General features: G+C 73.3%; 20 protein-coding genes. 9 read left to right on the top strand and 11 right to left on the bottom strand.

The features are described 5' to 3' along the window. Position 1: 1 nt before the first annotated feature. The 5 genes from efeO to ACT17Q_RS12335 all read right to left on the bottom strand — a co-directional run bounded on the left by efeO (position 2) and on the right by ACT17Q_RS12335 (position 5,494). Entirely contained in the window at positions 2 to 1,198 is a 1,197-nt protein-coding gene (gene efeO / locus ACT17Q_RS12355; RefSeq protein WP_444662730.1) for an iron uptake system protein EfeO, read from the bottom strand. A 46-nt stretch (positions 1,199 to 1,244) separates the two neighbouring features. Next, positions 1,245 to 2,105, bottom strand: a complete 861-nt coding sequence (efeU, locus tag ACT17Q_RS12350) for an iron uptake transporter permease EfeU (RefSeq protein WP_094179386.1) — start codon at positions 2,103 to 2,105, stop codon at positions 1,245 to 1,247. Positions 2,106 to 2,246: 141 nt separating this feature from the next. Continuing rightward, positions 2,247 to 2,768: an NUDIX hydrolase gene (locus ACT17Q_RS12345; protein ID WP_444662728.1), complete on the bottom strand. Its 522-nt coding sequence runs from the start codon at positions 2,766 to 2,768 to the stop codon at positions 2,247 to 2,249. Positions 2,769 to 2,778: 10 nt separating this feature from the next. Beyond that, entirely contained in the window at positions 2,779 to 4,593 is a 1,815-nt protein-coding gene (locus tag ACT17Q_RS12340) for an ATP-binding protein (RefSeq protein WP_268532483.1), read from the bottom strand. 202 nt (positions 4,594 to 4,795) lie between these two features. Further along, positions 4,796 to 5,494: a Maf family protein gene (locus tag ACT17Q_RS12335; RefSeq protein ID WP_094182027.1), complete on the bottom strand. Its 699-nt coding sequence runs from the start codon at positions 5,492 to 5,494 to the stop codon at positions 4,796 to 4,798. 155 nt (positions 5,495 to 5,649) lie between these two features. Here ACT17Q_RS12335 and ACT17Q_RS12330 point away from each other — a divergent pair, with 155 nt between their 5' ends. Further along, positions 5,650 to 6,330, top strand: coding sequence for a vitamin K epoxide reductase family protein (locus ACT17Q_RS12330; RefSeq protein ID WP_444662725.1), 681 nt, complete (start codon positions 5,650 to 5,652; stop codon positions 6,328 to 6,330). Positions 6,331 to 6,409: 79 nt separating this feature from the next. Here the strand turns inward: ACT17Q_RS12330 and ACT17Q_RS12325 are convergent, their stop codons facing one another. The 4 genes from ACT17Q_RS12325 to ACT17Q_RS12310 form a co-directional block, all read right to left on the bottom strand. Next, positions 6,410 to 8,086 (bottom strand): DUF885 domain-containing protein, encoded by a 1,677-nt coding sequence (locus tag ACT17Q_RS12325; RefSeq protein WP_444662724.1) that lies wholly within the window; start codon positions 8,084 to 8,086, stop codon positions 6,410 to 6,412. Between the two features lie 66 nt (positions 8,087 to 8,152). After that, positions 8,153 to 8,368, bottom strand: a complete 216-nt coding sequence (locus tag ACT17Q_RS12320) for an acyl-CoA carboxylase subunit epsilon (RefSeq protein WP_444662723.1) — start codon at positions 8,366 to 8,368, stop codon at positions 8,153 to 8,155. Continuing rightward, entirely contained in the window at positions 8,365 to 8,952 is a 588-nt protein-coding gene (locus ACT17Q_RS12315) for a hypothetical protein (RefSeq protein WP_094179392.1), read from the bottom strand. Before ACT17Q_RS12315 ends, ACT17Q_RS12320 begins: the two co-directional genes overlap by 4 nt. Positions 8,953 to 8,967: 15 nt before the next feature. Then, entirely contained in the window at positions 8,968 to 10,572 is a 1,605-nt protein-coding gene (locus ACT17Q_RS12310) for an acyl-CoA carboxylase subunit beta (RefSeq protein ID WP_444662722.1), read from the bottom strand. Between the two features lie 161 nt (positions 10,573 to 10,733). Here ACT17Q_RS12310 and ACT17Q_RS12305 point away from each other — a divergent pair, with 161 nt between their 5' ends. Beyond that, a complete protein-coding gene (locus ACT17Q_RS12305; protein ID WP_141319576.1) occupies positions 10,734 to 11,591 on the top strand; it encodes a biotin--[acetyl-CoA-carboxylase] ligase in 858 nt (285 codons plus the stop codon). A 14-nt stretch (positions 11,592 to 11,605) separates the two neighbouring features. Continuing rightward, positions 11,606 to 12,691: an adenylate/guanylate cyclase domain-containing protein gene (locus ACT17Q_RS12300; protein ID WP_444662720.1), complete on the top strand. Its 1,086-nt coding sequence runs from the start codon at positions 11,606 to 11,608 to the stop codon at positions 12,689 to 12,691. Between the two features lie 7 nt (positions 12,692 to 12,698). On the opposite strand, the gene ACT17Q_RS12295 is transcribed toward ACT17Q_RS12300, so the two are convergent. Next, on the bottom strand, positions 12,699 to 13,430 hold the full coding sequence (locus ACT17Q_RS12295; RefSeq protein ID WP_236123233.1) for an SOS response-associated peptidase: 732 nt from the start codon (positions 13,428 to 13,430) through the stop codon (positions 12,699 to 12,701). A 258-nt stretch (positions 13,431 to 13,688) separates the two neighbouring features. Between ACT17Q_RS12295 and ACT17Q_RS12290 the strand changes: the two genes are divergently transcribed. Beyond that, positions 13,689 to 15,044 carry a multidrug effflux MFS transporter gene (locus ACT17Q_RS12290; protein ID WP_444662718.1) on the top strand — a complete coding sequence of 452 codons (1,356 nt, stop codon included), beginning with the start codon at positions 13,689 to 13,691 and terminating at the stop codon, positions 15,042 to 15,044. 1 nt (position 15,045) lies between these two features. Here the strand turns inward: ACT17Q_RS12290 and ACT17Q_RS12285 are convergent, their stop codons facing one another. Then, positions 15,046 to 16,275 carry a pyridoxal phosphate-dependent aminotransferase gene (locus ACT17Q_RS12285; protein ID WP_094179397.1) on the bottom strand — a complete coding sequence of 410 codons (1,230 nt, stop codon included), beginning with the start codon at positions 16,273 to 16,275 and terminating at the stop codon, positions 15,046 to 15,048. Between the two features lie 332 nt (positions 16,276 to 16,607). Here ACT17Q_RS12285 and ACT17Q_RS12280 point away from each other — a divergent pair, with 332 nt between their 5' ends. The 5 genes from ACT17Q_RS12280 (at position 16,608) to ACT17Q_RS12260 (ending at position 20,346) form a co-directional block, all read left to right on the top strand. After that, entirely contained in the window at positions 16,608 to 16,865 is a 258-nt protein-coding gene (locus ACT17Q_RS12280; RefSeq protein WP_157732450.1) for a hypothetical protein, read from the top strand. 256 nt (positions 16,866 to 17,121) lie between these two features. Then, entirely contained in the window at positions 17,122 to 17,580 is a 459-nt protein-coding gene (locus ACT17Q_RS12275; protein WP_444662715.1) for a hypothetical protein, read from the top strand. After that, entirely contained in the window at positions 17,577 to 18,590 is a 1,014-nt protein-coding gene (locus tag ACT17Q_RS12270; RefSeq protein ID WP_157732452.1) for a hypothetical protein, read from the top strand. The genes ACT17Q_RS12275 and ACT17Q_RS12270 overlap by 4 nt, the downstream gene beginning before the upstream one ends. Next, positions 18,578 to 19,240, top strand: coding sequence for an ABC transporter ATP-binding protein (locus ACT17Q_RS12265; protein ID WP_157732453.1), 663 nt, complete (start codon positions 18,578 to 18,580; stop codon positions 19,238 to 19,240). The genes ACT17Q_RS12270 and ACT17Q_RS12265 overlap by 13 nt, the downstream gene beginning before the upstream one ends. Continuing rightward, positions 19,237 to 20,346, top strand: a complete 1,110-nt coding sequence (locus ACT17Q_RS12260) for a hypothetical protein (protein WP_094179398.1) — start codon at positions 19,237 to 19,239, stop codon at positions 20,344 to 20,346. Before ACT17Q_RS12265 ends, ACT17Q_RS12260 begins: the two co-directional genes overlap by 4 nt. Positions 20,347 to 20,605 lie beyond the last annotated feature (259 nt).

The raw sequence follows: 20,605 nt of genomic DNA, 5'->3' as shown, positions 1-20,605 counted from the left end.
GTCAGACCCCCGTGACGACGGCGGTCAGCCGGGACAGCGGCTCGGAGAGCGCGTCGACCGCGGTGGACAGCTGCTTGACCTGCTGCGCGGTCAGCTCGTCGTACGCCGTGAAGCCCTTCTCCACCGAGCCGTGCTCGGCGAGCAGCCCGTCGAGCGCGGCGAACCGCTCGACGAGCGTCGCCGCCAGGTCCGGGTCGGCGCCCTCGACGACGTCCGCGAGCACCTCGTACGCCACGCGCGCGCCGTCGACGTTCGCCTGGAAGTCCCACAGGTCGGTGTGCGACCAGATCTCCTCCTCGCCCGTGACCTTGCCGGTCGCGACCTCGTCGAGGAGCTCCTTGGCGCCGTTGGCGATCTGGAACGCCTCGAACGTGAACTGCGGGTCGTTGACCTGGTCGACGAGCTGCTGCGTCCACCCGACGAGGTCGTCCGCCGCCTTGGTGCGCTCGGCGTCGGTGAGCGGCACGTACTCGACGCCGCCGTTGTCGGCGGCGAGCGGCGGCCACAGGTCCTTCTCGATGTAGTGCCAGCCGCTCCAGGTCTGGCCGTCCTCGAGGTCGGCCTCGCGCGCGTCGGTCAGCGGGTCGAGGTCACCGAAGGACTCGGCGACGGGCTCGACGCGCTCCCAGTGGACGCGCGTCGCGGCGTAGAGCGCGCGCGCCTCGTCGTCGTCGCCCGCGGTGTAGGCGTCCGCGAACTCCTGCGTGCCGGCGATCAGCGCGCCCACCTGGTCCTTGACGTACGCGACGTACTGCGCCTCGGCGGCGGCGAGCTGGTCGGCCGCGTCGCCCGTCGGTCCGACGGCCTCGCCCGAGTCGGTCACGGTGAACTCGGCGCGGATGCCGTCGCCCACCATGCCCGGCTTGCACGCCGTGTAGTACGTGCCGGGTCGGACCTGCACGACGAGGTCGCGCGTGAGGCCCGGGCCGATGTTCTCCACCTCGGAGACGACCCGCAGGCCGTCCTCGCCGAGCAGGTAGAACTCCGTGACGTCCGTGCCGTCGTTGCTCACGGCGAACGTGAGCGTGCCGCTCGGGGCGGTCGCGGCCGACACCTCGCACGCGTCCTGGGTGCTGCTCACGGTCAGCGCACGCCCGGGTGCGCCCGACGCGGCCGGGCTCGCGTCGTTGTCGACGCAGGCGGCGAGCGGCAGGACGAGGGCGACGAGCGCGAGCGCGCCGAGGGCGGAGCGGGACATGGGTCTCCTCAGGAGCGGGTGGAGGTGCGGGCGTCCGGCGCGGGCGTCAGGGGGTCGCGACGGGCGCGACGACGGCGGGCGCCGACGGCCTGGGCGCCGTCGAGCGGCCCCACGTGGTGCGGACGAACACGGTCAGGACGACGGCGACGTAGGAGGTCCATGCGACGAGCTGGAGCCACGTGGTCGCGGGCGTGAAGTTGAAGACGCCCTTGGCGAGCGTCGCGTACCAGGACGAGGGCGGGATGCTCGCGGAGACGTCGAACGCGAGCGAGTCCAGGCCGGGCAGGATGCCGGCCTCCTGCAGGTCGTGCACGCCGTAGGACAGGACGCCTGCCGCGACGAGGACGAGGAACAGCCCGGTCCAGGCGAAGAACCGGCGCAGGTCGAGGCGCACCGCGCCGCGGTACATGAGCCACGCGGCCAGGACCGCGACCGCGATGCCGAGCGCGGCGCCGGCGAGCGGCGCGCTGGTGCCCGACGAGGTCGCCTGCGCGCCCGCCCACAGGAACAGCGCGGTCTCGAGGCCCTCGCGGCCCACGGCGAGCAGCGCCATGACGACCACGGCGCCCTTGCCGGCTGCGATCGCGTCGTCGAGCTTGTGCTGCAGGTCCGCCTTGAGGTGGCGGGCGGTGCGCGCCATCCAGAAGATCATCCAGGTGATGAGGCCGACCGCGACGATCGACAGCGTGCCGCCGATGGCCTCCTGCGCCTCGAACGACAGCCCCTTGGGCCCGAACGTCAGCAGCGCGCCGAACGCGAGCGAGACCCCCACGGCGACGGCCACGCCGCCCCACAGCGCGGGCAGCAGGTCGCGTCGCCCGGTCTTGACCAGGTACGCCACGAGGATGCTGACGACGAGGGCTGCTTCGAGCCCCTCGCGCAGGCCGATGAGGAAGTTCGCGACCATGGTGACCGTTCGCCGAGTGTGTGCGTCCGCGGCGCCGGACGCCGCGAGGTGAGGTCAGGCTTACCTCACACGATTCGCGAGGTTACACCCGTGCCCGGGGTCGGCGGGAGTCCGGTACCGAGCCCGACGGTGTGTCTCGCGTCACGCGTCCGGGCCGCACGGGGCGCTCTGCGGGGTCGCCGGGATCGCGGCCAGGAGCGTCGGCCACGCGTCCGCGAACGCGGGCAGCAGGTCGAGCGCGGCGACCTGCTCGATCGGGACCCACGCGACCGCGAGGGACTCGGCGTCCGTGGCGCGCGCCTCGAACGGGCGCACGTCGTCGGCCAGCACGGTCGTGTACGACCAGTCCGGGTGCCGCAGCACGTGCGACGCGAAGGGCCGCACCGCGTCCGCGGGGACGCCCGCCTCCTCGTGCGCCTCGCGCAGCGCGGCCGCGGTCGCGTCCTCGTGCGGCTGGCGTGCCCCACCCGGGATGCCCCACGTGCCGCCGTGGTGGCTCCACGGCGCGCGGTGCTGCAGCAGCACGTGCGTCGGCCGGCCGTCCGGGGCGCGGCGCGCGACCAGCAGCCCCGCCGCGCCGTGCAGACCCCAGTGCCGTGCCCCGCACCCGCACCGCACCCAGCCGTCGCCCGGCGCGGGCGGGTGGCGGGGCAGGTCGGTCATGCGGTCGGGCTCAGTCGACGATCTCGCAGATCGCGGTGCCGGCGCTCACGCTCGCGCCGACGCTCGCGGCGAGGCCCGTGACCGTCCCACCGCGGTGCGCCACCAGCGGCTGCTCCATCTTCATGGCCTCGAGCACGACGACGAGGTCGCCCTCCGCGACCGTCGCACCGTCCTGCACCGCGACCTTCACGATCGTGCCCTGCATGGGGGACGCGAGCGTCGTGCCGTTGGCCGCCGCCTTCGGCCCGCTCGCGTTGCGACGCGCGGGCCGGCGCGGCATCCCCGCGCGGGCCGGACCGGGACGCCCCAGGCCGAGCGCGGCGGGCAGCACGACCTCGAGCCGCTTGCCGCCGACCTCGACGACGACGCGCTCGAGCGCCGGCGGCTCCTCCTCGGGAGCCGGAGTCGCGGCCGGCGCCTTGCCGAGCGTCGCGAGCGTGTCCGCGAACTCGGTCTCGATCCAGCGCGTGTGCACCGCGAACGGCGTGGCTGCGTCGGCCGGCGCGAACGCCTCGTCCTCGAGCACCGCCCGGTGGAACGGCACGACCGTCGGGATGCCGACGACCTCGAGCTCGGCCAGCGCGCGCCGGGCGCGCGCGATCGCCTGCGGCCGGTCGGCGCCGGTGACGATCAGCTTGGCGATCATCGAGTCGAACGCACCGGAGACCGTGTCTCCCTCGACCACGCCCGAGTCGACGCGCACGCCGGGGCCGGACGGGAAGCGCAGCGTCGAGATGCGGCCCGGCGCGGGCAGGAAGTTCGCGGCCGGGTCCTCGCCGTTGATGCGGAACTCGATCGAGTGCCCGCGCGTGGCGACCTCGTCGTAGCCGAGCGGCTCGCCCGCCGCGATGCGCAGCTGCTCGCGCACCAGGTCGACGCCCGAGATCTCCTCGGTGACCGGGTGCTCGACCTGCAGGCGCGTGTTGACCTCGAGGAACGAGACGGTCCCGTCGGCGCCGACGAGGAACTCGCACGTCGCCGCGCCCACGTAGCCGGCCTCGCGCAGGATCGCCTTGCTGGAGGTCACCAGCTGCTCGCGCTGCGCGTCCGTGAGGAACGGCGCGGGCGCCTCCTCGACGAGCTTCTGGTGGCGGCGCTGCAGCGAGCAGTCGCGCGTGCTCACCACGACGACCGTGCCGTGGGCGTCGGCGAGGCACTGCGTCTCCACGTGCCGCGGCTTGTCCAGGTACCGCTCGACGAAGCACTCGCCGCGGCCGAACGCGGCGACCGCCTCGCGCACCGCCGACTCGTAGAGCTCGTCGACCTCGTCCGCCGAGCGCGCGACCTTGAGGCCGCGGCCGCCACCGCCGAACGCGGCCTTGATCGCGATCGGCAGGCCGTGCTCCGCGACGAACGCGTGGATCTGCGCCGGGCCGTCCACCGGGTCGGGCGTGCCCGCGACGAGCGGCGCGCCCGCCTTCTGCGCGATGTGCCGCGCGCTGACCTTGTCGCCCAGCGCCTCGATGGCGTCCGGCGACGGGCCGATCCACACCAGGCCCGCGTCGGTCACGGCACGCGCGAAGTCCGCGTTCTCCGCGAGGAACCCGTACCCGGGGTGCACGGAGTCCGCGCCCGCGCGGAGCGCGACGTCGAGCAGCTTCTCGATCGACAGGTACGTGTCCGCCGCGCGGGCGCCGTCGAGCGCGAACGCCTCGTCCGCGAGGGTCACGTGCAGCGCGGTGCGGTCCTGGTCCGCGTAGACGGCGACGGACCCGACGCCTGCGTCACGGCAGGCGCGCGCGATGCGGACGGCGATCTCGCCGCGGTTGGCGATGAGGACCTTGCGCAGCGGGCGCACGGCAGGGGCGGACAGGCTGGAGGGCACGGCTCACCGTAACGCCCCGGTGTGCGGCGCGGCCTCGTCGTCGCCGCCCGCCGGAGAAGATTGGGCTTGCACCCAACCTGCGCGGCCCGGGTTTTGTAGGAACCCGACGACGCCCGCGCGCCGCTCGGGGGTCGGTGTCCGGACCCGGCTGCACGATCCCCACAACCCGACCGTGGCGTACGGCGCGAGCGGGGCGGGTGGGTCAGGGGGTCCAGAGGGCCGGCAGCGGCAGGTCGACCTGGAGCAGGAGCGTGCGCAGCAGCGGCAGCGAGAGGCCGACGACGCCGTGGTGGTCGCCCTCGATGCGCTCGACGAACGGGCCGCCCCGCCCGTCGATCGTGAACGCCCCCGCCACCGTCAGCGGCTCGCCCGTCGCCACGTACGCCGCGATCTCCTCGTCGGACACGTCGGCGAAGTGCACGACGGTCGACGACGTGTCGCCCAGCACGGCCCCCCGCCCCGCCCCGAGCGTCCCGGGCCGCGGCTCGGGCGCGTCCTCGTCGGGCTCGCGCAGGTCCACCACCCAGTGGCCCGTGTGGAGCGTGCCCGCGCGTCCGCGCATCGACCGCCAGCGCGCGACCGCGTCGTCCGCGTCGCGCGGTTTGCCGAGGACCTCCCCGTCGAGCTCGAGCATCGAGTCGCAGCCCAGCACCACGAGGTCGGTGGCGTCCGCGAGGTCGTCGGGCAGGTGCGCGGCGACGTCGTGCGCCTTGGCCTGCGCGAGCACGAGCACCGCGTCCGCCGGGTCGAGCACGCCGTCCGCGTCCCCGTAGCGCTCGCGGGCCCGGGCCAGCACCGCGTCCTCGTCGACGGACGAGACCGCCACGAGCGGCTCGATGCCGGCGGCGCGGAGCGTGGCACGGCGGGCGGGGGAGGCGGAGGCGAGCAGCAGGCGGGTCACGGCCCGCACCCTACCCACGCAGGTCGCGGGGTCCGAGCCGCGCGCCGAGGGACGATTGTCGGGGTTCGCGCACAGGAACGTGGGTCACAATGGCGGTCGCGCGCTTGCGCAGCGTCGGGGGCCGACGCAGGACGCCGGGTGGCTCGGGAGGGCTCGTGGGCAAGGAGAACACCGTGGTGGACGTGGACGACGACGACCTCGAGCTCGACGACCTGGTCGACGACGACCCCGACCTGCTCGCGCCGCCGGACCCGGCGTGGCGGCGGCGCACCGCGATCGAGATGGTGGTCTCGGGCCTGATCGGCCTGTACGCGTCGTTCGTGCTGTCCATCGAGGCGCTCGTGCTGGCCGCCGACAAGAACGCCAAGCTCAGCTGCAGCTTCAACGAGAAGATCAACTGCGCCACGGTCGCGAAGCACTGGGCCGCCGAGCTGCTGGGCTTCCCGAACGCGTTCCTCGGCATCGCCGCCGAGGCCGTCGTGCTGACCGTCGCGGTCGCGCTGGTCGGTGGCGTGGTGTTCCCGCGCTGGTTCATGCGCACCGCGCAGGCGATCTACACGGTCGGGTTCCTGTTCGCGTGGTGGCTGTTCTACATGTCGTTCTTCGAGATCGGCGCGCTGTGCCCGTGGTGCCTGCTCATCACGCTCACGACGACCCTGGTGTGGGCCGGGCTGACGCGCATCAACATCCGCGAGGGGCACATCGCGCTGCCGGGCCGGGCCGGTGCGGCCGGCCGGCGGTTCGTCCAGGAGGGCAACGACTGGTTCGTGACGATCGCGCTGCTCGTCGTCATGGCCGGGATGATCATGGTCAAGTACGGCTACACGCTGTTCTGAGCGGAGCGCGCGAGCCGCACGACGAAGGCCCGGACCCCGAGAATCCGCCCACAGGGGCCGGGCCTTCGTCGTGGGCGGGTCAGAACGCGAGCTTGAGGACGTCCAGGGGGAGCGAGCCGAGGTTGAGCGCCTTGGCGTGGAACGCGCGCAGGTCGAACGCGTCGCCGGCGGCGGCCCGCGCCGCGTCACGCGTCTGCTCCCACAGGCGCTGGCCGACCTTGTAGGACGGCGCCTGGCCCGGCCACCCGAGGTAGCGCATCCACTCGAACCGCACGAACGACTCGGGCATGTTCACGTTCGCGAGCAGGAACGCGAGCGCCTTGTCGGCGTCCCAGCGGCCGCCGCCCCACTGCTCGGGAGCGGGCAGGCCGAGGTGCACACCGATGTCGAACACGACGCGCGCCGCGCGCATCCGCTGGCCGTCGAGCATGCCGAGGCGGTCGCCCGGGTCGTCCAGGAAGCCGAGGTCCGCCATCAGGCGCTCGGCGTACAGCGCCCAGCCCTCGCCGTGACCCGAGGTCCAGCAGGCGAGGCGGCGCCACGTGTTGAGGTCCGCCCGGTTGTACACCGCGGCACCGACCTGCAGGTGGTGACCCGGCACGCCCTCGTGGTAGACGGTCGTCTTCTCGCGCCACGTGTTGAACGTCGTGACGTCGGCCGGCACCGACCACCACATGCGGCCGGGCCGCGTGAAGTCGTCCGACGGGCCCGTGTAGTAGATGCCGCCGGACTGGGTCGGGGCGATCCGGCACTCGAGCGTGTGCAGCGGCTCGGGGATGTCGAAGTGCGTGCCGTCGAGCGCGGCGATCGCCGCGTCCGAGGTCTCCTGCATCCAGCGGCGCAGCTCGTCCTTGCCGTGCAGGGTGCGCGACGGGTCCGCGTCGAGCGCCGCGACGGCCTGCTCGACCGTGGCACCCGGCCCGGCGATCTGCGCCGCGACGGCCTCCTGCTCCGCGACGACCCGCGCGAGCTCCTCGAGCCCCCACTGGTAGGTCTCCTCGAGGTCCACGGCCGCGCCCAGGAACGCCCGGGAGAACAGCTGGTAGCGGTCGCGGCCCGCGGCGTCGTCGGCGGGGGCCTGCGGCGCGAGCTCGTCGCGCAGGAACTCCGCGAGCCGGCCGTAGGCCTCGCGCGCACCCGCGGCGCCGCGCTCGAGCTCGGCGCGCACGAGCGCGCACGACGACGAGTCGTCCAGCGCGGCCGCGGCGGCCTCGCCCTGCACGAACTCGGTGAAGAACGAGCTGCCGGCGGCGAGCTCGACGGCCTGCGTCACACCCTCACGGACCTGGCGGACCGCCGGGACGAGCCCGCGCGCGGCGCCGGCGCGCAGGGACTCGACGTAGCCGTCGACCGCGTGGGGCAGCGCCGTCAGACGCGCCGCGATGTTCTCCCAGGCCTCGATGTCGCCCGTCGGCATGATGTCGAACACGTCGCGCAGGCCCTGGACGGGGGACGCGATGTTGTTCAGGTCGCGCAGGTGCTCGCCCGCGGCGTGCAGCTCGAGGTCCAGCCCGAGCCGCTCCCGCATCGCCGCGACGGTGATGCGGTCGACGTCGTCCACCGGCGCGAGGGCGTCGAGCTCGAGGAGCGTCGAGCGCGTGAGGTCCGCGCGCGCGTCGTGCCCCGCGGGGGACAGGTCGGTCATCTCGTGGTCGTGGCCCGACAGACCCATCGCTGTCGCGGACAGCGGGTCGAGCGAGGCGTAGGTGCTGACGTACTTCTCGGCGACGGCGTCGACGGCCGTGGGTTCACGCATGCGCCCGACCCTACTCGTCGGTAGCGACGCGACCGGGACCGGGGACGGCGGTCGCGGGAGCCGCGGTCAGCCGCGCAGGCTCCAGCGCCAGGAGTCCGCGCCGGGGGCAGCCGAGGGCACCGGGCGGAGCTGGCGGCGACGGTCGGACCACGCGGCTCGGGGCGCCGCGGGCGGGTCGAACGGAGCCGCCGTCGCGGCCGCCATGATGCCCGCGACGAGCGCGGCGAGCTCGACGTCGTCGGGCGTGCCGCGCACCACCTGGAGCTGGCCGTCGTCGCTCACGCGTCGTCCTCGTCGTCGTCCTCGTCGCCGAAGTCCACGTGGGCCCCGCGCGAGACGCCCCACTCCGCGACCTCGAAGCCCGCGTCGACCAGCGCCTGCGTGAGGTCGCCCGCACCGGACTCGACGATGTCGAGCGCCGAGTCGAGCGTCCGGTCACCCGCGGCGGGCGTGCGGACCACGACGAGCCCCACGTGGAACGTGTCGGCCTCGTCGTCCTCGGACGGCGCGTCGTCGTGCCCGCCCTCGTCCTCCTGCCAGGTCATGCCCGTCAGGTCCGAGTGCATGCCCAGGCGGTCGTGGATCTGGTCGTAGAGCGCGGCGTTGAGCGTGCCCACGCGCGCCTCGAGCGCCAGGATGCGCGGGTCCTCGTCGGCCTCCGTGGAGCCGAACTCGGCGCGCACGCCCACCGCGGCGTCGACGTACTCGTGCAGCGCGGCGGCGAGCGCGTCGACGGCGGCGTGCAGCCCGGCCGGGTCCACGTCCGTCAGCGGAGCGGGCCCGTGCGTGGCCGAGTCGTGGCCCTCGTGGTCGTCGTCGTGACCGTGCCCGTGGTGCTCGTCGTGCTCGTCGTGCTCGTGCGTCATCGTCTGGTCCAGTCTCTACAGCGGGATGTTGCCGTGCTTCTTGGGCGGCAGGGACGCGCGCTTGGTGCGCAGGAGGCGCAGCGCCTTGGTGATCTCGGCGCGCGTCGCGGACGGCTCGATCACCGCGTCCACGTAGCCCCGGTCGGCAGCGTCCCACGGGTTGACGATCGCGTCCTCGTACTCCGCGGTGAGCCGCCGGCGCTCCGCCTCCACGTCGCCGCCGGAGTCGGCGACCTTCTTCAGCGCGCCGCGCTGCAGGATGTTCACCGCGCCCCCCGCGCCCATGACGGCGATCTGCGCGGTCGGCCACGCGAGGTTCACGTCCGCGCCGAGCTGCTTGGAGCCCATGACGATGTACGCGCCGCCGTACGCCTTGCGCGTGATCACGGTGACGAGCGGGACCGTCGCCTCCGCGTACGCGTAGATGAGCTTCGCGCCGCGGCGGATGATCCCGTTCCACTCCTGGTCCGTCCCGGGCAGGAACCCGGGCACGTCGACGAACGTCAGCACGGGGATGTTGAACGCGTCGCACGTGCGCACGAACCGCGCGGCCTTCTCCGCCGCGTTGATGTCGAGCGTGCCCGCCATCTGCTGCGGCTGGTTCGCGACGACGCCCACGGGGTGACCCTCGACGTGCCCGAACCCGACGACGACGTTGCCGGCGTACAGCGGCTGCACCTCGAGCAGCACCCCGTCGTCGAGCACCGTCTCGACGACCGTGCGCATGTCGTACGGCTGGTTGTCCGAGTCCGGGACGAGCGTGTCGAGCGCGAGGTCCTCGTCGGTGGGCGCGAGGTCGGTCTCGTGCGCGTACAGCGGCGGGTCCGAGAGGTTGTTCTGCGGCAGGTAGCCGAGCAGCGAGCGCACGTAGTCGATCGCGTCGTCCTCGTCGGACGCCAGGTAGTGCGCGACGCCCGAGCGCGTGTTGTGCGTGGTCGCGCCGCCGAGCTCCTCGAAGCCCACGTCCTCGCCCGTGACCGCGCGGATCACGTCCGGGCCGGTGATGAACATGTTCGACGTGCCGTCGGCCATCACGATGAAGTCGGTCAGCGCGGGGGAGTACACCGCGCCACCCGCCGACGGGCCCAGGATGAGGCTGATCTGCGGGATCACGCCCGAGGCGGCGACGTTGCGGCGGAAGATCTCCGCGAACTGCGTCAGGCCGGCGACCCCCTCCTGGATGCGTGCGCCGCCGCCGTCGCTGATGCCGATCAGCGGCACACCGGTGCGCAGCGCGAGGTCCATGACCTTGGTGATCTTCTGCCCGTGCACCTCGCCGAGGCTGCCGCCGAACACCGTGAAGTCCTGCGAGTACACCGCGACCGGGCGTCCGTCGACCGTGCCGTGCCCGACGACCACGCCGTCGCCCGGGATGCGCTTCGCGTCGAGGCCGAAGTTCGTCGAGCGGTGCCGCACGAGCGCGTCGATCTCGGTGAACGACCCCGGGTCGAGGAGCTGGTCGATGCGCTCACGCGCGGTCTTCTTGCCGCGCGCATGCTGCTTGTCCACGGCGGCCGCCTCGGCGCTCGCCTGCGCCTCGCGGCGGGCCGCGAGGTCGGCCAGCTTGCCGGCGGTCGTGCGGGCGGGCGCGCTCGGGCTGGTCGCGTCTGTCTGCGTCACCCGACCGAGGCTAGTTGTCGGCACGCTCCAACGCGGTGCAGGGCGCGGACGGGTTTGCGCGTCGTTCGTCGTGCCGATCCCACAACACGCCGACGGCACGCCCGGCACGGCGCGATTCGGGGGCAGGATGGGGGGACCGGCACGAAGGTGAGGACGGGCGCATGACGACGCGACCAGCGCTGGACCCCGACGAGGTCCGCGCGCTGCTGCAGCGGCCGGACGGCCCGCTCACGCGGGTGGAGGTCGTCGCGAGCACGGGCTCGACCAACGCCGACGTGGTGCGCGACCTGCGCGCGGACCCGCGGTCGTGGCCCGACCGCAGCCTGCTGGTCGCCGACCACCAGGTGGCGGGCAAGGGCCGGCGCGACCGGACCTGGCAGACGCCGGCCGGGGCCGCGGTGACCTGCTCGTTCGTCGTGCACCTGGGCATGCCCTCCGACCGGTACGGGTGGTTGCCGCTGCTCGCGGGCCTGGGTGCGGTGCGGGCCGTGCGCGCGACGGCCGGCGTCGCGGCGTCGCTGAAGTGGCCCAACGACGTGCTCGTGCCCGCGTCGGGCGACGTCGAGGGCTGGGGGTCGGCGCGCAAGGTCGGCGGGGTGCTCTGCGAGCTCGTACCGCTCGCCGACGGGACCGTCGCCGCGGTCGTCGGGATCGGCCTCAACGTGCTGCAGACCGCTGACGAGCTGCCCGTGCCGTCCGCGGGCTCGCTCGCGCTCGCGGGCGCGCGGCACGTCGACCGGCTCGCGGTGCTCGTCGGGCTGGTCGAGGCGCTCGAGGACGTGGAGTCGCGGTGGGACACCTCGGGCGGGGCGGTGCAGGAGTCCGGCCTGGCCGACGAGGTCGCGTCCGTCCTGTCGACGCTCGGCACCGGGGTCGCGGTGGACCTGCCCGGCGGGGACGTCCTCGAGGGCGTCGCGGTGCGCCTCGACGACGACGGTGCCCTCGTCGTGCGCACCGCCGCGGACGACGAGCGACGCGTCCTCGCCGGTGACGTGCGTCACCTGCGGACCCTGGCGTGAACTACCCTCGACCCGTGCCCGACCCTGCCGCCGACGCCCCCGAGGAGCACGCCGCCCTCGCGTCGACCGTCGAGGAGATCGACGCCGCCCTGCTCGGCGGCACCCGGCGGTACACCGCACGTGACCTGGCCGCTCGCGCGGACATCTCGCTCGACTTCGTCCAGACCTTCTGGTCGACGCTCGGCCTGCCGCACCCGGACCCGGACGACGACTACTTCTCCGAGAACGACGCGGACGCGATCGGCCGCGCCGCGTCGCTCGTGCGGGACCACGGGCTGGACCTGCGCACGGTCCTGACCGTGACCCGCGCGCTCGGGCACACGTCGGACCGGCTCGCGCTGTGGCAGGTCGAGGCGCTCGTGGAGGACATGTCCTCGCGCTACGAGCTCGACGACACCACGGCGCGCCTGCTCGTGCTCGACCGCCTCGCGGACCTCGCGCCCGTGCTCGAGGCGCAGCTCGTGCACTCCTACCGCCGTCAGCTCGCGGCGATCGCCGGCCGGTACGCCGCCGAGTTCGGCGACCTGGGCCGGCCCGGCGACGAGCCCGGTGCGCTGCCGCTCGCGCGCGCCGTCGGGTTCGCGGACATGGTGTCGTTCACGCGCCGCACCGCGGGTCTCGGGTCCACGGACCTGTCGGCGTTCGTGCAGCGGTTCGAGGCCGAGGCGCGTGACGTGGTGACCGCCGCCGGGGGCCGGGTCGTCAAGACGATCGGCGACGCCGTGCTGTTCGTCGCGGACACGCCGCAGACCGGTGCGCTCGTCGCGCTGGGCCTCGCCGACGCGCTGGGCCGCGAGCTCGACGTGTCGTCGGCTCAGGCGTCGGGCGGGCTCGCGGAGGGGGCGCGCGGCGTGACGCCCGTGCGCGTCGGGCTCGTGTGGGGACGGGTGCTGTCCCGGTTCGGGGACGTGTTCGGGCCGTCGGTGAACCTCGCCGCGCGGCTGACGGACATCGCCGAGCCGTCGACCGTCCTCATGGACCAGGGCACGGCCGCGGTGCTCGCAGCCGACCCGCGGTTCGTCTGCGAGGAGCAGCCGGTCCGCGAGCTCCAGGGCCTGGGCACGGTCACCCCGGTCCGCCTGCGCGCCGCGACGAGCTGAGCTCGCGCTAGGCGGCTTCCGGGTCGGGCAGCAGGAGGTCGGGGCCGTTGTTGCGGACCGCGTTGACCAGCGGGCGCACCGGGGTGGGTTCGAGGGCCGGCGGGGTCGCGGCGAGCAGGTCGCTCGCGCCCGCGGCGTCGACGGCCGGGTCGAGCCACGCGTCCCACGCGGCGTGCGGGAGCATCACGGGCTGGCGGTCGTGGATGAACGCGAGCCGCTCGCTCGCGGGACGCGTGAGGATCGTCGCCGAGACGAGCCACCGGTCCGGGTCGTCGTCGGCCTTGGCGGGGTCGCGCCAGAACTCGTACAGCCCGGCGAGCGCGACGAGCGAGCCGTCGTCGGGGTGGATGTAGTACGGCTGCTTGCGCTGCACGGGGGAGTCCGGGCCGGGCTTGCGCCACTCGTAGTAGCCGTCCGCGGGGATCAGCGCGCGGCGCTGCGCGAACGGGCGGGCGAACGCCGACTTCTCGGCGACGCTCTCGACGCGCGCGTTGATCATGCGGTTGCCGACCGACGGGTCCTTGGCCCATGACGGGACCAGGCCCCACCGGGCGACGCGGAGCTGGCGGGTGATCTCGCCCGTCTCGCGGTCCGCGCGCTCGACGACCATGCGCACGCCGTCCGTCGGGGCGACGTTCCATGACGGCGGCAGCAGGCGCACGTCGTCGGCGACGACCGCCACCGCGAACTCGTCGGCGATGGCCTGGTCCTCGCGGAAGGAGGCGTAACGACCGCACATGGGGCACACCCTGCCACCTGCCGCCCACATCCGGCGCGCCGGCGGGCGCCCGATTCGGGCGCTCCGACCGGTTCCCGGGTCAAGCGAAGGTCAGCGCGCGGCCGTGCCCAGGTCAGAACATCGAATCGATTCGCGCCCGGCCCGTGAGAGTGCCACCATGGACGCCGCGACAGCCGACGTCGGACGCCGGCCGAGCACCCGGAGCACACGTCCTCGTCGGACCGCGGACCCCCACCACGACCCCGACGACGGACCCCTGTGAACCTCACCCACGCACCCAGCACCCGCGCGACGATCGACGACCCCCACGTGAACCCCAGCGCCCAGCCCGCCGCCTCCGACGAACGCCTCACCGCACCCGCCGCAGCCGCCGAGACCGTCCCGGTCGGCGGCACCACGCCGAGCGGGACCCCGGCGTACCGCCCGAACGCCAAGTACGTCCTGCTGCTCGGCATGATGTGCGCGCTCCCGGCGATCTCCAACGACATCTACCTGCCGTCGCTGCCGGACGTCGCGCGCGACCTCGGCACCTCCGCCACCGCCGCGCAGCTCACGATGACCGCGATGATGCTCGGCGGCGCCGTCGGGCAGCTCGTCATCGGCCCGCTGTCCGACCGGTTCGGCCGCCGCGCGCCCGTGCTCGTCGGCGTGGCCCTGCACATCGTCACGTCGCTGCTGTGCGCCGTGGTCACCGGCGTCGAGATGCTCATCGCGCTGCGCGTCGCGCAGGGCTTCTTCAACGCGTCCGCGACCGTCGTCGCGATGGCCGTCATCCGCGACCGGTTCGTGGGCGCCGACGCCTCGCGCCTGATCTCGCGGCTCATGCTCGTCATCGGTATCGCGCCGCTGTTCGCGCCGTCCGTCGGCGGGCTCATCGCCGGCGAGTGGGGCTGGCGGGCCGTGTTCGTCGGCCTCGGCGCGTTCGGCGCGTTCCTGTGGGTCGTGTGCTGGCGGCGGCTGCCCGAGACGCTGCCCGCCGCGCGCCGCCGCGACGGCGGTCTGCGCACCGCGCTGCGCGGCTACCGCACGCTCCTGCGCGACCGGCACTTCCTCGCCCTGGCGATCATGCCGGGCCTCGGGAACGCCGTGCTCATGAGCTACGTGATCGGCTCGCCGTTCGTCCTGCAGGAGGGCTTCGGGCTCTCGTCGCACCAGTTCTCGCTGCTGTTCGCGCTCAACGGCATCGGGCTCGTCGCCGGCGCGCAGGTCAACGCCGCGCTCGTCCGCAAGGTCGCGCCGATCCGGATCATCCGCGTGGTGCTGCCCGCGTCTCTCGGGATGACGCTCGCGCTGCTCGTCGTGTGCGCCACGGGGTTCGGCGGCCTGCCGCTGCTGCTCGTCATGCTGTGGCTCGTCCTGGCGCTGGTGAACTTCGCGCCGCCGAACGCGTCCGCGCTCGCGCTGTCCCGGCACGGCGAGATCGCCGGCACCGCCGCGGCCATGATCGGCGCGACGCAGGCCGCGATCTCCGGCCTCATCTCGCCGCTGTCCGGCTTCCTCGGCGGCGACGCCGTCGCGATGGCCGTCGTCATGGTCGGGTCGTCGATGGCCGCGCTCGCGGTGCTCGCCCTGGCGACCCCCGCGTACCGCCGCGGCGGTGGCTGGACCGGCTGAGTCAGGCCCCGAGCCGCGCCAGGCGGCCGACCGCCTCGGCGAGCACGTCGTCGCGCTTGACGAACGTGAACCGCACCCAGGACCGCAGGGCCTCGTCGGTGGGCGAGCCGGGACGCGTGAACGCGCTGACCGGCACGCCCACCACCCCGCACAGCCGCGGCAGGTCCCGGCACAGCGCCACGCCGTCGTCGTAGCCCAGCGGGGCAGCGTCGGCGACGACGAAGTACGTGCCCTGCGGCCGCGCGACCGCGAAGCCCGCGGCGCGCAGACCCTCGCTCAGCAGGTCCCGACGCCGCGCGAGCGACGCCGCGAGCTCGTCGACCCACGCCGCCACACCCTCGTCCTGCAGCGCGAACGCGATCGCCGGCTGGAACGGCGCACCGTTCACGTACGTGAGGAACTGCTTGACGGTCCGCACCGCCGTGAGGATCTCGGCCGGCCCGCTGACCCAGCCGATCTTCCAGCCCGTGAACGAGAACGTCTTGCCCGCCGACGAGATCGTCAGCGTCCGCTCCGCCATGCCCGGCAGCGACGCCATCGGCACGTGCCGCGGCCGCGACCCGTCCGGGCCGGGCAGCGTCAGGTGCTCGTACACCTCGTCGGTCACGACGAGCGCGTCGTGCTCGCGTGCGAGCCGGCCGACCAGCTCGAGCTCCGCGCGCGTCAGCACCGCACCCGTCGGGTTGTGCGGGGTGTTGATCACGACGAGGCGCGTGCGGGACGTGAACGCCGCGGCGAGCGCCTGCTCGTCGAGCCGGAACCCGTCGGGCGTCGCGCGCAGGGGAGCGGTCGTGTGCGTCGCACCCGACAGCGCGATCACCGCCGCGTACGCGTCGTAGAACGGCTCGAGCGTGAGGACCTCGTCGCCGGGCCCGGCCAGCGCGAGGACCGTGGCGGCCATCGCCTCCGTGGCGCCCGCGGTGACGAGCACCTGCGTGTCCGGGTCGAGCTCGATGCCGTACCGGCGGGACTGGTGCGCCGCGATCGCCTGCCGCAGCTCGGGGATCCCCGGACCCGGCGGGTACTGGTTCACGCCCGCCGCGATCGACTCCGCCGCGACCCGCGCCACCGACTCCGGGCCGTCCACGTCCGGGAAGCCCTGACCCAGGTTCACCGCTCCCGTGGCCCCCGCGAGCGCCGACATCTCCGCGAAGATCGTCGCGCGCGGGGTGCCGTCCGCACCGAGCAGGTTCGCGGCCTTGGCGACGTCGACCCACCGAACAGCACTCATGGCAGCCGAGCCTAGGCCGCGACGAGACCGACTCGACGACTCGTCTCGGCACCTGTCGTTCGGTGCGCCCGTGGCCGCCGCGAACTCGTGGCCGCGCAGCGTCACGCGGGTGCCAGCGTAGAGCGACCCTACCGTGACGCATGCATGTCTGTGACTGCAATCACACCTGTTTGGGGTGATTGTGTTGCCAATATCCGGCTGCGGTCGAAGTGCCGTAGCAATGTGGCCTAGAACGGTTCAAGAGAGTTGAGATGGGGGACAAGATGCGTTGGCGAACACGAGGCGCGTTGGCGGTCGGTGCGAGCGGAACTCTCGTTGCATTGACGGCATCGATGGCACTCGCAGCAGGCTCGACCGGCTGGCTGCCCAACAACCAGAGCCGTCTGCTCACAGTCGACGGTTGTGCCGTCGTCCAGTCGGGGTTCACCAACTACGCGAGTGCCGCGGAGAACTCCAGCTGCTCCGGTGACGTCGGCCTCGCGGTGAAGTACAAGCCGAGCTCGACCACGTACACGACCTCGGTTCTCTGGGCGGGCTCGTCGGTCAGGTGGAACGCCACGAACGTCACGTACGTCAACGTCTATCACTAGAGTCGCCCGCGACGCCTGGTGTCGTTCGCGTGGAGCGTGCGACACCAGGCGGGCACCGTTCGTCGGGGTCTCAGGGGGAGTGAAGGTGCAAGGATCTGTAAGGCGGCACTGGCTTGGGCGACTTCTGCCCATCGCTGTCGCCGCGTTGACGCTAGCGGCATGTTCGAGCGCAGGACCGTCAGAGTCGAGTTCGACTACGGATGTCATCTCGGAGGCGCTCGCCGAGGCCAAGGCGGAAGGCGCGGGACCCGAGCAGGTGCGGGCGCTCGAAGCGGCGACGGAAACCGGGGGCGTTCCCGTCGAGGTGGCGCGGGAGGCGGCTCGACGCACCGTCGCCTGCATGACCGCCGCCGGACTGGACGCGGAGTACTCGGAGCAGTCGCTGGCGGGAGGCCTTGTCGTGCCCGGGTATCTGGTCGCGTCGGCCGACGACGACGGCGCTGACGCGGCGCGGGATGCCACGATCGACGAGTGCGTCACCCGGGAGTCGCTGTGGATCAACAAGGTGCTCCAGCTGCAGCCGACGTCGATCCAGCAGAAGGAGGACTACGCGAACCAGCAGGAGTCCGTGCTCCGCGCATGCCTCGAGGAGCACGGGATCCGTACCGACCCTGACGCGAGCGGTGTTGATCTCGCGAACATGGCTGCCGAGGCACTTCGTGACGGAAGCGGCGCGTTCGACTGCCTCCACGAGGCGGGCATCGACACGTGGTGACCATTCGTCCGGGTCCGGCGGTCGGGGCGTTCGCAGTGCTCGCCGTGCCACTGGCCGTGGGCGCCGCGCTCGCGGTGTGGGCCTTGGCCTCGTCACCGCTCCAGTCCTCGGCCGACCCTCAACCCGTCGTCGCGCAGGTGCAGGCCGCGCAGCGCGACAACAGGACATCCACGACCGTGACGCTGAGCCCTGCGCCGACCGTGGAGGTCCGCAGCCAGTCCGCGGGGACGGTCACTGGGTCCGCCTTGCAGGAGGCGCGACCGCTCCGCACAGGCGACGTCGCGTACGAGGTGGACGGCCGCCCGGTGATCGCGTACGTCGCCGCCGCGCCTCTGTACCGCGACATCACCCCCGGCCTCCAAGGGAAGGACGTGGCCACGGCTCAAGACCTGCTCGTGGAGACGGGACACCTGAAGGCGACCGATCGTTCCTCGACCGACGCCATGCGTCGGGCGGTTCGCGCGTTCAACGCGGCGCACGGGTCAGGGACGGACGTCACGACTCTCGCGGCGGGCTCGCTGCTCTGGGTCCCGGAGGGGAGCGGCGCACCGGACGTCGTGATCGTCCGCGTCGGAGATGTCGTGCAGCCGCAGACACCGCTCTACGAGACCGCGCGCGGGGCCTCGACTGCCTCCGTCGCCGCTCCCGCAGCGGAAGTCGAACGCTCCCTGACCGTGGGGGCGGTCACGGTTCCCCTCCCTGCGGGGTCCACCGTCGTCACCGACCCCGACGACGTCGCCGATCTCGCGGAGGTCCTGGGAGACCAGGAGTCCGGCCCGGCTGTGCTGGCCGACGTGGCCCCGACGAAGGTCGGCACCGTGCCCGCGAGCGCGGTGATCGTCGACGAGAAGGGCGTGAGCTGTTACTTCCGCGGGCTCGAAGCCGACCCTGTGCGGATCGACGCGACGGCGGGAGGGTTCGGGCTCGTCGACGTCGACGCGGCGCTCGTCGGCACGCCGGTCCTGGTCAACCCGCGGGGCGTCGTGGACGATCTGTCGTGCGACTCGTAGCCGACGACCTGTCGTTCCGCTACCCCCGCGGCGACCACGACGTGCTGTCCAGTCTCTCGTGCGACGTACCGTCGGGCGCGTCAGCCGCGATCATCGGACCGTCGGGCTCCGGCAAGACGACGTTGCTCGCGCTCCTCGGTGGCCTGTTGGCCCCACAGCGCGGGCGCTTCCGGTGCGTTGACGACCAGGGAGGCGAGCACGTCCCGCGCGACGTCTCCACCTGGGTCCTCCAGACGGTCTCGCTACTGCCCGATCGGTCGGTGCTCGACAACGTCTGCGTCGGTGCGTACCTCGACGGGGCGTCGAGGTCCGAGGCGGTCCGGCGGGCGATGGGCAGTCTCGAGGAGATGGGACTGCGGGAGCGCGCCGAGGACCCGGCAAAGGTGTTGTCCGGGGGTGAGGCGCAGCGGGTCGCCATCGCGCGCGCACTGAGCTCGCACCGCACGGTCCTGTTCGCGGATGAGCCGACCGGTCAGCTCGACGCGTCGACGACGGCCGCGGTCCTCGACGCGATGCTCGCGTCCGCGCGGCGGACCGTGGTCCTGGTCACGCATGACGAGTCCGCCGCGGCACGATGCGACATCGTGCTGCGCCTGCGTGACGGGGTCCTGGTGACCGAGCGCTCGACGGTTGAGGCGGGGGGCGGATGACGCGCCCGTGGCCTACGAAGCTGTCCGTCCGTGAGGGCCTCGCCAACGCCGTCGCGGGTCGACGCCTCGCCGTGACGGTCTGCGCGACGGTGGCGCTCGTCACTGGAGGCGTGGGCTTGGCGAACGCGCTCGAGGTCTCGTCGCTCGTCGACGCCGAGAGGCGTTGGATCGACGCGGGTGCCTTCGTGTTCGTCGTCGAACCGGGCTCGAAGACGGACGATGCCGGGATCGACGTCTCGAGGTGTGACCGGCTGAGCGACGTCGATGGCATCGACGCCGCGTTCGCGGTGACGGTGACGGAGTCCACCGTCGAGCCCGCGCACGCCCCGGGGACGCGCGCGACTCTCGCAGTGGCATCGCCCGGCGTGTACGAGTTCCTCGGCGTCAGGGCTCCGGCAACTGGAGGCATTCTCGTGCCGCCGCCGGCGGCGACGAGCACCGGCCTCGCCGACGGCGAGCACTCGGTGTTCGTGGTCGAGTCGTGGGGACGGGACACGCACGAGGTCCCGGCGACTGCCGTGCTCGTCGACGACGGAGTACTCGCTGAGCAACTCGTCGGCGCCTACCTGCTGCCCACTGTGCTGACGGGTGAGGCGAAGCAGTGCTACGTGCGGACCGACGCGGCGCACGTGGACGAGGTCGGCGCTTACCTGCGTCCACACCTCGCGGACGACGATGGGACGCCTGCGCTCGTGCGCCCGCGTCTCGCTGAGAACTCGTACGGTCTCGACTTCGAGAACGCGTATGGCGCTCGCGTACTGCGGTGGGCGTGGGCGGCGGGGGCGGCGATGCTCGTCGCTCTCTGGGCCGTCCTGCAGTGGTCCCGACGTGCGAAGTGGGCGATCTACGCGACCTTCGGGGCCGATGCGCGAGCGCGGTTGACGGTGCAGAGCGCGGAGTGGTTGGTTCTGTCTGCGGCGGGCAGCGCGTGGGGGTGGGGCATGGCCGTCTCGTACGCGCTGGGGCTAGGCGCTGAAGCCGGGGTCGCACTCACGCAGGTCACCGGGCAGGTGGTGGCCACCTGGTGCGCGGCCTCGGTCGGAGCGGCGGCGGTGGGTCTGCTTCCCGTGGGAACGCTGCTCGATGCACTCAAGGACCGAACCTGAAGCTGGTCGGGCCATCGGCTTCACGAGATGCCCGTGTGACCCTCACTGGCCGACTTGATCGCGCCTCGCCGAGAACTCGTGCGGTCTCGACTTCGAGAGCGCGAACGGCGCTCGGGTACCGCGTTGGCCGCTCGGCGTCGGTACCGAGCGTCCTGAGCGCGCGGCGTCAGAAGGTGCCGGCGGCGGCGGTGACGCCGGCGATGACCATGAGGGCCAGCGACGACCACGCAGCGACGACCCACCACTCGACGTGGTGTCG

Origin of the sequence: Cellulomonas sp. CW35, assembly GCF_052378485.1 — a bacterium.
In the GTDB taxonomy this organism is placed as follows: domain Bacteria; phylum Actinomycetota; class Actinomycetes; order Actinomycetales; family Cellulomonadaceae; genus Cellulomonas; species Cellulomonas uda.
This window is presented reverse-complemented; position numbering and strand designations above follow the sequence as displayed.